Origin of the sequence: Streptomyces sp. NBC_00250 (assembly GCF_036192275.1) — a bacterium.
Classification (GTDB): domain Bacteria; phylum Actinomycetota; class Actinomycetes; order Streptomycetales; family Streptomycetaceae; genus Streptomyces.
The window spans coordinates 7,341,303-7,354,470 of the sequence record NZ_CP108088.1; the positions used below are offsets into that span (position 1 = coordinate 7,341,303).

At 72.4% G+C, this 13,168-nt stretch carries 14 protein-coding genes and 2 tRNA genes; 10 read left to right on the forward strand and 6 right to left on the reverse strand.

What is annotated here, in order from left to right:
• Nucleotides 1-103 precede the first annotated feature (103 nt).
• Complete coding sequence (locus tag OG259_RS33290) at nt 104-619, reverse strand: DsbA family protein (protein ID WP_328945611.1); 516 nt, start codon at nt 617-619, stop codon at nt 104-106.
• A 172-nt stretch (nt 620-791) separates the two neighbouring features.
• Between OG259_RS33290 and OG259_RS33295 the strand changes: the two genes are divergently transcribed.
• Nucleotides 792-1,205: a hypothetical protein gene (locus OG259_RS33295; protein ID WP_328945612.1), complete on the forward strand. Its 414-nt coding sequence runs from the start codon at nt 792-794 to the stop codon at nt 1,203-1,205.
• Between the two features lie 112 nt (nt 1,206-1,317).
• Nucleotides 1,318-1,479, forward strand: coding sequence for a hypothetical protein (locus OG259_RS33300; protein WP_328945613.1), 162 nt, complete (start codon nt 1,318-1,320; stop codon nt 1,477-1,479).
• Nucleotides 1,480-1,532: 53 nt separating this feature from the next.
• On the opposite strand, the gene OG259_RS33305 is transcribed toward OG259_RS33300, so the two are convergent.
• A complete protein-coding gene (locus tag OG259_RS33305) occupies nt 1,533-2,090 on the reverse strand; it encodes a CGNR zinc finger domain-containing protein (RefSeq protein WP_266889754.1) in 558 nt (185 codons plus the stop codon).
• 191 nt (nt 2,091-2,281) lie between these two features.
• A complete protein-coding gene (locus OG259_RS33310; protein ID WP_015032345.1) occupies nt 2,282-2,695 on the reverse strand; it encodes an SsgA family sporulation/cell division regulator in 414 nt (137 codons plus the stop codon).
• A gap of 190 nt (nt 2,696-2,885) precedes the next feature.
• Between OG259_RS33310 and OG259_RS33315 the strand changes: the two genes are divergently transcribed.
• Nucleotides 2,886-3,308 carry a TIGR02611 family protein gene (locus tag OG259_RS33315; RefSeq protein ID WP_328945614.1) on the forward strand — a complete coding sequence of 141 codons (423 nt, stop codon included), beginning with the start codon at nt 2,886-2,888 and terminating at the stop codon, nt 3,306-3,308.
• A 53-nt stretch (nt 3,309-3,361) separates the two neighbouring features.
• Nucleotides 3,362-3,436, forward strand: a tRNA-Val gene (locus OG259_RS33320).
• A 63-nt stretch (nt 3,437-3,499) separates the two neighbouring features.
• Here OG259_RS33320 and OG259_RS33325 read toward each other — a convergent pair.
• A complete protein-coding gene (locus tag OG259_RS33325) occupies nt 3,500-6,100 on the reverse strand; it encodes an SCO7613 C-terminal domain-containing membrane protein (RefSeq protein WP_328945615.1) in 2,601 nt (866 codons plus the stop codon).
• 92 nt (nt 6,101-6,192) lie between these two features.
• On the opposite strand from OG259_RS33325, the gene OG259_RS33330 reads away from it, so the two are divergent.
• Nucleotides 6,193-6,639 (forward strand): SRPBCC family protein, encoded by a 447-nt coding sequence (locus OG259_RS33330; RefSeq protein WP_328945616.1) that lies wholly within the window; start codon nt 6,193-6,195, stop codon nt 6,637-6,639.
• Between the two features lie 39 nt (nt 6,640-6,678).
• Nucleotides 6,679-6,750: transfer RNA gene (locus OG259_RS33335), tRNA-Val, on the forward strand.
• A gap of 67 nt (nt 6,751-6,817) precedes the next feature.
• On the opposite strand, the gene OG259_RS33340 is transcribed toward OG259_RS33335, so the two are convergent.
• A complete protein-coding gene (locus OG259_RS33340) occupies nt 6,818-7,546 on the reverse strand; it encodes a 3'-5' exonuclease (RefSeq protein ID WP_328945617.1) in 729 nt (242 codons plus the stop codon).
• 121 nt (nt 7,547-7,667) lie between these two features.
• On the opposite strand from OG259_RS33340, the gene OG259_RS33345 reads away from it, so the two are divergent.
• The 3 genes from OG259_RS33345 to thrS all read left to right on the forward strand — a co-directional run bounded on the left by OG259_RS33345 (nt 7,668) and on the right by thrS (nt 11,696).
• Complete coding sequence (locus OG259_RS33345) at nt 7,668-8,243, forward strand: DUF4365 domain-containing protein (protein WP_328945618.1); 576 nt, start codon at nt 7,668-7,670, stop codon at nt 8,241-8,243.
• The gene (locus tag OG259_RS33350; protein WP_328945619.1) at nt 8,243-9,571 is read left to right on the forward strand and encodes a hypothetical protein; all 1,329 of its coding nucleotides are present in this window, start codon (nt 8,243-8,245) and stop codon (nt 9,569-9,571) included. The genes OG259_RS33345 and OG259_RS33350 overlap by 1 nt, the downstream gene beginning before the upstream one ends.
• Nucleotides 9,572-9,719: 148 nt before the next feature.
• On the forward strand, nt 9,720-11,696 hold the full coding sequence (gene thrS / locus OG259_RS33355; protein ID WP_328945620.1) for a threonine--tRNA ligase: 1,977 nt from the start codon (nt 9,720-9,722) through the stop codon (nt 11,694-11,696).
• Nucleotides 11,697-11,787: 91 nt separating this feature from the next.
• Here thrS and OG259_RS33360 read toward each other — a convergent pair whose 3' ends face one another.
• Entirely contained in the window at nt 11,788-12,489 is a 702-nt protein-coding gene (locus OG259_RS33360) for a potassium channel family protein (RefSeq protein WP_328945621.1), read from the reverse strand.
• Between the two features lie 65 nt (nt 12,490-12,554).
• Between OG259_RS33360 and OG259_RS33365 the strand changes: the two genes are divergently transcribed.
• Nucleotides 12,555-13,118 carry an HIT family protein gene (locus tag OG259_RS33365; RefSeq protein WP_266889733.1) on the forward strand — a complete coding sequence of 188 codons (564 nt, stop codon included), beginning with the start codon at nt 12,555-12,557 and terminating at the stop codon, nt 13,116-13,118.
• The last annotated feature ends 50 nt before the right edge of the window (nt 13,119-13,168 follow it).

A 13,168-nucleotide genomic window follows, 5' to 3' on the forward strand; every position in this document is an offset into this window, starting at 1 on the left:
CGGACACTCTCCAGGGCCTGTCCGGCATTTCCCGTCGGATCGGGCCGGCCCGGGGTGTCCTGCCGATCAGGCCCCGGGCCCGGTCGAGCAGGCGGTCCGGCGGTCAGGCCTTCAGGAGGCGGTCGGCGATCTCCTCGATGCGCTCGCGCAGGCCGTCCTGGCTCTGGCCGCCGTCCAGACGCTCGCCGTCGATGACATAGGTCGGCGTGCCGGTGACCTTGATCGCCTTGCCCTCGGCCTCGTCCGCGTCGACGGTCAGGAGGTGCCGGCCGTCGATCAGGGCGGTGTCGAACTCCTCGGCGTCCAGACCGAGTTCGGTGGCGACCTCCATGAGCACCGACTCGCCGCGCTCGCCCAGCTCCGCGGTCCTGGCGAGCAGCGCCTCCGCGTACGGCCAGCCCTTGCCCTGCCCGACGGCCTCCTCGGCGGCCTGCGCGGCCGCGTACGCGTGCTTGTGCTTCGCGAGCGGGAAGTGGCGCAGCTGTACGTCGAGCCGGTCGCCGTACTTCTCGCGGAGCGCGCGGACGTCGTCGAGAGCCTGGAAGCAGTCGGGGCACTGGAGGTCGAACCACGCCTCCAGGACGACGGGGGAGGCGGGTGCGGTGGTGGAGTCACTCATGACAGCAGTCTCCCTCACGGGGAGGGGCGGGCGTCTCCCCACCGGGACCTGGGGAGGAGATCCGGAGGGGGTGACCCGGAGATCTCCCTGAGACCGGGCCCGGGGCATGGCCCCCGACGGCGTCGGCGGTGCAGGATGGAAGGGACTTATCACCCGGGACCTGGAGGACCGCATGATCGCCGAGACCATTTGCTCTGCGGTGTCCGCGGCGGGCCTGGGCATCGCCGCGATCATGGCGTACCGGAAGCGATTCCTGTCCGCCGCCCGGATCGCGGCCTACGCCCTGGTGCCGCTCGGTCTGGTGATGACGGGTGCCGTCGAATGGATCGCGGACACGGCGTTCAGTCCGGTCGCCTGGGCCGGCTTCGGTGTCCTCGGTGTCGCCTGGCTGCTCTTCCTGTCCACCCGGGCCGTGGAGCGGCGCCGTGGCGGCCGCAAGGAGACCACCGGCGGGGCCGAACCGAGTGCCGTGGCTCCGGCGGCGTCGTCGCCCTCGCGTGCCGTGACGGCGAAGCCGGAGGCCGGCAAGACCCCCGGCGACGACTTCAGCGACATCGAGGCGATTCTGAAGAAGCACGGAATCTGATCGCTTCTGGCGGTTTCCCCTTCCCATGATCCACGGGAAGGGATGAACGCCCTCTGTCGTGGGGCGTGTTGCGGGATTTCCCGCGTCCCGCGTGCGCCATCATCCCCCCGAGATGCTGGATACCTCGCGGGAGACCGTCCCCGCCGCCGATGCCCCTGCCGAAGAGCCGCGCGGTTGTCTGTTCGCGCTCTCCCAGCCCCCGCTGATGATCTTTCTCGGGGTGATCGGGTGTCTGCTGCTCATGGCCGCGGTGCACGATCTCTTCGTGCTGTGACGACACGGACCCCCAACCCGAACCAGGCCCCGGCTATGGTCCCGGACCCCGGCTCAGCCCGCGGCCTCCTTGCGGCGCGCCCGGTAGGCGGCCACGTGCAGCCGGTTGCCGCAGGTGCGGCTGTCGCAGTAGCGGCGCGAGCGGTTGCGGGACAGGTCGACGAAGGCCCGGCCGCAGTCCGGCGCCTCGCAGCGCCGAAGCCGCTCCTGCTCGCCCGCCACCACGATGAACGCCAGCGCCATGCCGCAGTCGGCCGCGAGGTGGTCCGCCACCGAGGCGCCCGGCGCGAAGTAGTGCACGTGCCAGTCGTAGCCGTCGTGGTCGGTGAGCTGGGGCGTGGTGCCCGCACCCGCCACCAGCTGGTTGATCAGTGGGGCCGCGATTCGGGCCTCGGGGGCCGAGAAGACCGCCGCGAACTTCTCGCGCACCTCGCGCACGGCCCGCAGGTCGTCGGGGCCCAGCTCGCCCACGCCGCTGATCTTGTGGGCGTGGACGAAGGTCGCCAGCCCCGGGATGTCCGCGAGCTCGTCGGCGCGGTCGCCCTGGGGCGCGGTGTTCATCAGATCGACGACGGTGTCGAGGGCGATCCGGGTGTCGTGAGGGATCAGCACGATTCGCTCCCTGGCCGGCCGCGGGCGGGCGCCCGCGGAATGGCGCTGACTTTAGCGCGACCGGGAAAAGGACAACGGCGCCCACCACCGCGCCGGCTGCGCGGTGGGGAGCGCCGGTGTCGTGCCTATGTGACTGCCCGCGCGGCGCCGTCGCCCCGAGTCGGACGGCGCTGTGCGGCTCTCGGCCTGGCTCAGCTGTCGGCCAGGATGTGGGAGAGCTCCGTATCGAGGTCGAAGTGCCGGTGCTCGGTGCCCGGCGGCACCGCGGCGTCGGTCCGCTTCAGGAACGACTCCAGGGCCCTCGCCGGGGCCTCGAGCAGGGCTTCTCCCTCGGGAGAACTCAACGCGATGCAGACGACTCCCTGACCGTGACTACGGGATGGCCAGACGCGGACGTCGCCCGTGCCGGTGGGCCGGTGCAGCCCCTCGGCGAGAAGGTCGCGGGCGAAGACCCACTCGACCGTCTCCTCGGCTCCGGTGTGGAAGGTGGCGTGCACGGCATAGGGATCGGCCGTGTCATACCGCAGGCCCGCGGGTACAGGCAGTGAGGACTCGCTCGACACAACGAGGCGCAGGTGCAGCTCGCAGCTGACCGTGGTGTTCATAAGCGCCAGGGCCTTTCGCTCAGTGTGCGCTCGGGGATTCGCACGTCGGCGAAATCGACATGCCACCTCCAGTGCCGTTGTAAACCCCTCTGTCGGTTTTGTGATCGTTCAGGTAGCTCGTATGGGCGCGTGTGACCTGGGGTAATACCGCCATTCCGGTGGCGGCTCCGCGTCCGGTAAGTTGGGAGCCATGAATGCGGAGAGTGACGAGCGCACCGGGGAGTCCGCAGACGGCCAAGATGCCGAACTGGGATCCCGCGCACCGGAGTTCATCAAGTCCCGGCGAGGCCTGCATCTGAGCTGGCAGGTCGGCGTCTTCATCGTGGGACTCGCCGTGGTCGGCGCCGGAGTGGTCATGCTGCCGCTCCCGGGGCCCGGCTGGCTGGTCATCTTCGGCGGCATGGCGATCTGGGCGACCGAGTTCGTCTGGGCCCAGCTCGTGCTCCGCTGGACCAAGCGCAAGGTCACCGAGGCCGCCCAGCGTGCCCTCGACCCCAAGGTCCGCCGCCGGAACATCATCCTCACCACCATCGGTCTGGTGATCATCGCCGCACTGCTGGGTGTCTACCTCTGGAAGTTCGGCTTCGTCATGCCGTGGAAGATCGACGAGTGACCCTCGGGTGGTTCGGGAGCGCCGCTGACATGCGGTAATGTTTGCGGTGCGCCGGGCGATTAGCTCAGTGGGAGAGCACTTCGTTCACACCGAAGGGGTCACTGGTTCGAACCCAGTATCGCCCACCACCCGGTCCGAAGGCCCGAGACGGAACACCGTCTCGGGCCTTCGGCGTGTTACCGCGCGGTGGATCACCGCATCCGTGCGACCCGGTCCCTGAGGCGCCGGGCGTCCCGCAGCCGCTGCTCGTAGGTGGCGCCCGCCGCGAGCAGCAGGAGCCCGGCGAGGGCCGGCGGCAGCCAGCGCGGCAGCGCGCCCACCACCTGCACCACGTAGGGGGCCAGCTCGTGCAGCCCGTCCAGGGCGAGCACCGTGCCGCCGAGGACCAGGAGCGCCTGGAGCCGGAAGCGGGCGCCGAGCAGCGTCACCGCCAGGGCCGCGACGCCGAGCGCCAGCGGGCGCGGCCACTCCGGGTCCGTCCAGGCCGCCACGAGGCTCGGCAGGAGCGTCGCCGCGAGACCGGGGCCGTACGCCGTCCAGGACGAGGCCTCCGGGTCCCGGCGCCGCCGCAGGAACCCGACGACGAGGGCGGGCACGGTCACGGGCAGCGTGTACGCCTCCGGGGTCGTGACCTCCCACACCGCGAGCCGCACCCAGGTGGCCAGCAGGAACAGCACCGCCGCCGTCCACGAGGCGAACCGCCGCCGCTCGGGCCGCACCGCCGTCGCCGCCGCGATCACCCCGCCGAGGGCCAGGGCGAGCGCCAGGAACGCCGGCCGGGACGCCGCGATCCCGAGGGCGAGCAGTCCCACGGTCCCGCCGGTGATCTCGACCGCCAGGGCCACCGGGCGGGCCTTCGCGCCGACGACCGCCGTGGCCGCCGGGACGAGCAGCAGGGCCAGCGCCGTCCAGTGGTCCTCGAACCCCCCGGCGGCGGCCACCGCGAACACGAGTCCCGTCGCCGCGAGCACGGCTCCGCAGGCCGAAACCGTCCGGCGTACGTCCGTACCGAGCCAGGCGACCGCCGTGAAGAGCCCGAGCATCATCCCGAGCGCGGTGAACGTGGCCCCCCGGACGTCCAGGGCGAGCGCCACCGCGCTCAGGGTCGAGGCCAGACCGCCGGCGTACGCGAGCAGGCCGAGGACGGTCCCGGGCTCCGTGGCGCGAGCCTGAGGGCGGGGCCGAGAGGGTGCCCAGCCGGGCCAGGGGGCGCCGGGCGTGGGCGGACCGGAAGGGGCGGAGGTCGTCTCGGCGGCCGGGGCGTCTGCGGCGGGCTTGTCCGCCGCCGGTGCGCCGGGGGCGTCGGCCGTTCCGGCCGTCCCGGTCCCGGGGCGAGGCAGGCCGCGGGTCAGCGGCCTCGGGCGGACGGCGCACGCCAGCGCCGCCGCGGTCGTCAGGAGCTGCAGGGTGAGCGTCGCCGCGTACGGCAGGCCGAGGGAGACCGGCAGGGCGGTCAGGAGCGCCCAGGCCAGGGCGAGCGCCCCGCAGCGGGCCCACAGCCGGGGGAGCGCCGCGAGGACGGCGGCGGCCACCGCCAGGACCAGGACGGCCGTCCCCGGGTACGAGGTCAGCGCGCGTTCGGCGTGTTCGCCCGACCAGACCTCGGTCGTCCGGGCCACCGGCCCCAGGAGCCCCATCGCCACCGGCGGCAACGCCCAGACGACCCCGAGCGCGGCCACTCCGGCCCCCGCACCGGCAAGCCCCAGCCGGACGCCGTTCGGCAGCAGTCGCGACACGGTGGAGTCCGAGGTGTGGCCTGATCCCGAAGCCGAAGCCGAAGCCGAAGCCGAAGCCGAAGCCGAAGCCGAAGCCGAAGCCGCTCCCACGCGCCACACCGACGCCAGGGCCAGCCCGCACAGCACGTACGCCGGCACCGTCCAGTCCGTCGGCACCGCCGCACGCAGCAGGCCGCCCAGCGCCGTCACCGTCGCCAGGCCCGCGATCGCCGAGGCCGCCACCGCGAGCGCGGGCGTCCGCCGGGCCACGTACAGCGTCACCGCCGCACCGGCCAGGAGCAGCGGCGCGCCGCTCCACGGCGAGGTGAGCGAGAGCCGGCCGCCCGTCAGGAGCGCCCAGCCGCCCAGCGCCGTCGCACCGGTTGCCGCCGTGATCCGGACCGCCACCGGCCGGGTCCACAGCACGATCGCCCCGTCGGCCGCGGCCGTGACGAGCGCCGCCCACGCGAAGGCCGTCGGTCCGCCCCCGGCCGCGAGCACGCCCAGCGGCAGCGGGAGCTGCCCGGCGACCACGGCGGCCGGCAGCGGGATCCGCAGCCGGGACAGGACCGAGCCGTACGCCGTCCACGCGCCCGCGAGGACTCCGGCGGCCACCGCCGTGTACCCGAGGCCGTCCGTCTCCGGCAGCGCCACCCGGTGCAGCGCGTACGCGTCGAGCACCATCAGGGCCAGCCCGAGCGCCGCCACCGACTCGGCCGTCGACACCAGGCTCCGGCGCAGCAGCGCCACCGGGGCCGCCAGGGCTGCCGAGGTGACCGCGAACAGGACCGCCGCGCGGCCGCCGATTCCCATCGAGCCCCAGCTCACCAGGGTGAACGCCACCGCCGCGATGGTCAGCAGGGTGCCGCCGAGCGTCAGCAGGACGTTCTGCGCGCTCCGCGGCGTCGAGTCCGCCACCGGCGGGCGGGGCCGCGGCGCCACCGAGGTGGCCGGCGCGTACAGCACCTGGACCAGCCAGGCGCGCCGGGTCAGCAACTGGGACCGGCGTGCGTCGAGTTGGGCCAGCTCACGGTCGACGAGCACCAGCTCGTCCGCGGGCGGCAGGGAGTTGTTCATGCCAGGAGTGTGGCTCCGGCCACAGCCGGCGGGAATGCGTCCGGGTACTCATCTTCCGGCTCCGGCGGTCTGAGTACGTCCACACTGGGGGCATGGACTGGTGCCGGTACCGCTTCCGCAGCGTCTGGCGGCTCGCCGCCCCGCCCGACGCCGTCTACGCCGTGCTCGCACGCGCCGAGGAGTACCCCCGCTGGTGGCCCCAGGTCCGCGAGGTCGTCCCCGTCGACGACATCACCGGCACCGCCCGCTTCCGCTCCCTGCTCCCGTACGACATCGTCGTCACCGCCCGCGCCCTGCGCCGCGACCCCGCGGCCCGGGTCCTGGAGGTCGGGCTCGGCGGCGACCTGGAGGGCTGGGCCCGCTGGACCCTCGTCCCGGACGGCGCCGGCACCCGCGCCCTGTACGAGCAGGAGGTCGAGGTCCGCGCCCGTCTGCTGCGCGTCCTCGCCGTCCCCGGACGGCCCGTGTTCCGTGCCAACCACGCCCTGATGATGCGCGGGGGGAGACGCGGACTCGCCACCCACCTGCGACGGGTTTGAACGAAGGGCGCGAAGGCCTGTATGGTTCAACCCGTTCCCGGGCGATTAGCTCAGCGGGAGAGCACTTCGTTCACACCGAAGGGGTCACTGGTTCGATCCCAGTATCGCCCACCGGGTAGAGGCCGGTCCGTCGAAAGACGGACCGGCCTCTGTCATGTGTCGGGCCGCCCTGCCGAGTTCAGGCCGCCGTGCCCAGTTCCGGCCGCAGCGGCCACGACGGGTCCACCGTCTCCGGCGTCCCCTGCCGGGTGAACCACGCCTGGAGCCCCCGCGCCTGCGCCGCGTGCCACACCGACTGCAGGGTGTGGAGCTCCGCCGGCGTCAGCCGTTCGAGCCGGGACGAGAACCGCCGCGCCACGGCCCGTACGACATCGAGCGCCGCCGTCGCGTCCGCCGCCGCGTCGTGCGCCCCCGCCAGCTCCACCTCGTAGTGCGCGCACAGGTCCGTCAGCGTCCGACGGCCCTTCCGGTAGCGGTCCAGATGCTTGTCCAGGACCCGCGGGTCGAGGACGCACAGCGGGGTGCTCGCCAGGTAGTCGCCGAGCGTGGACGCCCGGTGTCTGCGCAGCTCGCGGTCGAGGATCGTCAGATCGAACGGCGCGTTCATCACCACCAGCGGACGCCCCGCCGCGATCTGCTCGGCCAGTGCGCGCGCCAGCTCCTCCATCACCGGAGCCGGCCACCGGCCGTTCCGCTGGAGGTGATCGTCCGTCAGGCCGTGCACGGCGGTGGCTCCCTCGGGCACCGGTATGCCCGGATTGACCAGCCACCGCGTCACCCGCGGACGTGCCCCGGCCGTGTCCTGTACGACGAGGGCGGCGGACACGATCCGGTCGCCCTCGACGTCGACTCCTGTGGTCTCCGTGTCGAAAGCGGCCAGGGGCCCTTCGTACCAGTGCATCGTCATCCCTGAACTCCCTGCACACGTGCGGCAGATGGCCAACCCCCTGCCCCGAAACGGTGATACCCGGACTGTTTGCGCCGTACGCGGACCGGTCACAACACAAGGGACGGGGAAGGAAATCGACATGGCGCTCGCCCAGCCCGAGTCGGGAGGGCTGCCGCCCCAGCGGCTGGCACCGACGCGCGGCTCACTCGCCACCACCGCCTGCATGGAGACCCTCCAGGTGGGATACCTGCACGCCGTCGCCGCCGCGGCCGGCTGCTCGCTGTCCCAGCCCTTTCCGGACAACGGCATCGACTGGCACGTGAGCCACGGCTCTCCCGGCCACGCCGTCGACGACGAAGTGACCATCAAGGTGCAGCTCAAGTGCACCTACCAGGTACCGCCGCGCCAGGCCGGAAGCACGTCCGCGGCGTTCTCGTTCACCCTCGACAACGACCACCTGGTGAAACTCGCCAGGACCCCGGTGTCCGTACACAAGATCCTCGTCGTGATGCTCGTCCCGAGGTCACAGGACGACTGGCTGAGAGCGAGTCACGACCGGCTCGACCTGCGGCACTGCTGCTACTGGATCAACCTGGCCGGACACCCGGTCACCGGACAGCGCCGGACCACCGTGCGCATACCGACGACACGGATCTTCGACGACCGGGCGCTCTGCGAGATCATGACCCGGGTCGGCGTGGGAGGGAGACCTTGATGCACCGACCGATCGACGAACCGAGGTTCGGGGACGAAGGGGGCGGGGCCGGACACGGCCCCGTCGCCGTTCCGCCGCCCTACCGGCCCCACCCGGCGCCCGGCGAGACCCCGGGACCGTGGACCGGCGTCCCCGGTCCGCCCACCGGCCCCTGGGCCGACAGCCAGGGCGCGCCCGACCCGGGCAGGGTCGACCCGCGCGTCCTCGGCGCCCTCCTCGCCCGCCACGGGTGGCGGCGGCGCGGCGGCGCGGCCGGCCGCTACAGCCGCTGGACCCCGCCCGGCAGCGGCACCGGCACCAGCCTCCTCGTCCCGGAGAGCCGCGCCTTCCCGGACTGCGAGGACCTGCTCGGCGAGGCGCTCACCGCCCTCGCCCACAGCGCCACGCCCTCCGCCCGCGAGGTCCTCACCGGCCTCGCCGTGCCCAGCGACGAGATCCGCTGGTGGCGGGACGTGCCCCCGGGCCCGGCCGGCACCGTCCCCTGGACCGTGCAGGAACAGCTCAGGTCCGCCGCCCGCCAACTGCTCCTCGCCGGCGCCCTCGCCGTACGCGGCCGGGCCGGCTACTACGGGGCCAGGCACCGGCGCCCCGCCCAGACCTCCCTGGAGACCGTCGTCGTCGGCGCGGCACCCGGCGGGCGCGGCCTCACCGCCTTCCTGCCCGTCGAACCGGGCCGCCCGATCGCCGTCCGGCTCTACCACGCGCTCCACGCGGCCCGGGAGGCCACCGACTACCAGCGGGCCACCGGCGGCATGGAGGCCTTCGACGCCGCCGTCGAGGCGGGGGTCAGCCGAGAACTCACCGAGGCCCTCGTCGCCCTCGTCCGCGGCACCGAGGGCGCCCGGATCGCCCTGGAGTGGGCCCCCTCCGCCGGGGCGCCCGCGGGCTGCGCCGCCCGGCCCGAACCGGTCGAGTTCTCACCGGGCGACCTTCCGGCCCTGCGCGAGGCGAGTGCCCGCTACCTGACCGACGAGCCGTCCGTGCCGGTCCGGCTCACCGGCGCCGTCGTCCGCATGCGCCGCTCCGGGCCGCGCGGCGAGGGCACCGTACGCCTCCGGGTGCTCGGCGGCGCCGAGGTCCCGCACGTCCGTGTCCGTCTGGACGAGGAGGCGTACCGCACCGCCGGGCACGCCCATCTCGTCGGGCTCCCGATCCGGGTGGTGGGCCGCCTGGAGAGCCGGGGTGGCTTCCGCCGCCTCACCGACGCGTCCGGGGTCGTACCCGTCCAGGTCGACGAGACGGAACGGGACCGGTTGATGAAGTCCCTCCAGGGGAGCATCGAGGACGCGGACTTCTTCGAGGAGGCGTGCGGTCCGGACGAGGGATAGCACCGGACCCGGCACGACCTGGGGGAAACCCTTTCGCGGGCGGGTCGGTCCCCTCGGTAGGATCAGCGGTGCGCGGCACCTCGTCTCTGTCGCGCATCGCCGGCGCCGGCACCTCGTGTCTGCTGGCGCCCCTATGTACGGAGTACCCGTGTCTGAAGTCCGTGTGACCGTCCAGTCCGCCTCGGAAGCAGAGGAGAGGGCGGTGAGCGCGGGCACCACCGCCGGCGCCCTGTTCGCCGACGACCGCACCATCATCGCCGCCCGTGTCGGCGGCGACCTGAAGGACCTGTCGTACGAGCTCTCCGACGGCGACGTCGTCGAGGGCGTCGAGATCTCCTCCCCGGACGGTCTCGACATCCTGCGTCACTCGACCGCGCACGTCATGGCCCAGGCCGTGCAGGAGCTCTTCCCCGAGGCCAAGCTGGGCATCGGCCCGCCGGTCCGGGACGGCTTCTACTACGACTTCGACGTCGAGAAGCCCTTCACTCCCGAGGACCTCAAGGTCATCGAGAAGAAGATGCAGGAGATCCAGAAGCGCGGCCAGCGCTTCGCCCGCCGCGTGGTGACCGACGAGGACGCCCGCGCCGAGCTGGCGGACGAGCCGTACAAGCTGGAGCTCATCGGCATCAAGGGCTCCGCGTCGACCGACGACGGCGCCAACGTCGAGGTGGGCGGCGGCGAGCTGACCATCTACGACAACCTCGACGCCAAGACCGGCGACCTGTGCTGGAAGGACCTCTGCCGCGGTCCGCACCTGCCCACCACCCGGAACATCCCGGCGTTCAAGCTGATGCGCAACGCCGCCGCCTACTGGCGCGGCAGCGAGAAGAACCCGATGCTCCAGCGCATCTACGGCACCGCCTGGCCGTCGAAGGAAGAGCTGAAGGCCCACCTCGACTTCCTCGCCGAGGCCGAGAAGCGCGACCACCGCAAGCTCGGAAACGAGCTGGACCTCTTCTCCATCCCGGACGAGATCGGCTCCGGCCTCGCCGTCTTCCACCCCAAGGGCGGCATCATCCGCCGGGTCATGGAGGACTACTCGCGCAAGCGCCACGAGGAGGAGGGCTACGAGTTCGTCTACTCGCCGCACGCCACCAAGGGCAAGCTGTTCGAGAAGTCGGGCCACCTCGACTGGTACGCCGAGGGCATGTACCCCCCCATGCAGCTCGACGAGGGCGTGGACTACTACCTCAAGCCCATGAACTGCCCGATGCACAACCTGATCTTCGACGCGCGCGGCCGGTCGTACCGTGAACTTCCGCTGCGCCTCTTCGAGTTCGGCACCGTGTACCGGTACGAGAAGTCCGGCGTCGTGCACGGCCTGACCCGCGCCCGCGGCTTCACCCAGGACGACGCGCACATCTACTGCACCAAGGAGCAGATGGCGGAGGAGCTCGACAAGACCCTCACCTTCGTCCTGAACCTGCTCCGCGACTACGGTCTGACCGACTTCTACCTGGAGCTGTCCACCAAGGACCCGGAGAAGTTCGTCGGCTCGGACGAGATCTGGGAGGAGGCCACCGCGGTCCTCCAGCAGGTCGCCGAGAAGCAGGGCCTCCCGCTGACCCCCGACCCGGGCGGCGCCGCGTTCTACGGCCCGAAGATCTCGGTGCAGGCGCGCGACGCCATCGGCCGCACCTGGCAGATGTCGACCGTGCAGCTCGACTTCAACCTGCCGGAGCGCTTCGACCTGGAGTACACCGCGCCGGACGGCACCAAGCAGCGCCCGGTCATGATCCACCGCGCGCTGTTCGGCTCGATCGAGCGCTTCTTCGCGGTGCTCCTGGAGCACTACGCGGGTGCGATGCCGCCGTGGCTGGCGCCCGTCCAGGCGACCGGCATCCCGATCGGCGACGCGCACGTCGACTACCTGCACGACTTCGCCGCCAAGGCGAAGAAGCAGGGCCTGCGGGTGGACGTCGACTCCTCCTCGGACCGGATGCAGAAGAAGATCCGGAACGCGCAGAAGCAGAAGGTCCCGTTCATGATCATCGCGGGTGACGAGGACATGGCCGCCGGCGCCGTCTCCTTCCGCTACCGCGACGGTTCGCAGGAGAACGGCATCCCCGCCGACGAGGCCATCGCCAAGATCGCCAAGATCGTCGAGGACCGCGTCCAGGTCTGACGGCCCGCGTCGTCGGGCTGAGCCGCCGCGGTGAGCGTCGTCCGAGCCGAGCCGTCGAGCTGAGGTCGTCCGAACCGTCGGCCGGAGCCGCTCAGGAGGCCCCCGGGGAATCCCCCGGGGGCCTCCGCTCGTCGCCCTGCTCGTCCTCCCGCCGGAACGCCTGGATCAGCCAGGACGAGAACGAACCCGTCACCGCGCCGAGCAGCGCGAGGCCGCAGGCCATCACGCCCACCGCCGTCACCCGGCCGATCGGGGTCACCGGTGTCACGTCCCCGTACCCCACCGTGGCGAGCGTCTCGCACGCCCACCAGACGGAGTCCCCGAAGGTGCGGATCGTGGCGCCCGGGGCGTCCCGCTCGTAGCGGTAGACCGTGAGCGCGCCCGCGAAGCCCAGCAGGGCCACGGTGAGTCCCGAGTAGGTCATCACGCGCGCGTAGAGGCCGAGCCGCGGCTTGTCGTGGCGGCGCTGGACGCGGTCGTAGATGCTGACCATCCGCACCGGCCGCAGCAGCGGCAGGAGCACGACCACCGTGTCGAGGAGATGGGTGCGCAGGAAGCGGAGCGGACCCAGGCCGCTGAGCCGGAGCCGTACCGCGTAGTCCACGACGAACACGGCCCAGGAGGCGAGGGCGACCGCGAGACAGAGGTCGAGCCAGGCCTGGGAGAGGGTGCCGTGGCCGAGGACGACGATCGCGTAGCCCGCCAGGAAGGTGGCGGACGCCACGGCGAGCGGCACCTCCATGCGGCGGTCCCAGCGCTCCTGCCGGGGCGGTTTCGGTGACCTGTCGCTCATCGGATCAGCATGGCCGCTGCATGGATCTTCCGCCCCGACGACACGTTCCGAACGGGCGACGCAATATGCTGCACAGCATGACGACTGAGCCGGAGCAGCAGATCGGAGTGGGGACGCGGGACGCGTTCCAGCGCCTGTGGACGCCTCATCGGATGGCGTACATCCAGGGCGAGAACAAGCCGACCGGACCGGGCGCCGAGGACGGCTGTCCGTTCTGCTCGATTCCGTCGAAGTCGGACGAGGACGGGCTGGTGATCGCCCGGGGCCAGAGCGTGTACACGGTCCTCAACCTGTACCCGTACAACGGCGGTCACCTCATGGTCGTCCCCTACCGTCACGTCGCCGACTACACGGACCTGGACGCGGCGGAGACGGCGGAACTGGCCGACTTCACCAAGCGCGCGATGGTCGCGCTGCGGGCCGCCTCCGGTGCGCACGGCTTCAACATCGGCATGAACCAGGGCGCCGTCGCCGGTGCCGGGATCGCCGCGCACCTGCACCAGCACGTGGTGCCGCGCTGGGGCGGGGACACGAACTTCATGCCGGTCGTCGGTCACACCAAGGTACTGCCGCAGCTCCTCGCGGACACCCGGAAGATGCTGGCCGACGCCTGGCCGTCCGGTATCTGATCCGTACGGCGAAGGGCCCGGGCCACCGTGGTGGACCCGGGCCCTTCGCC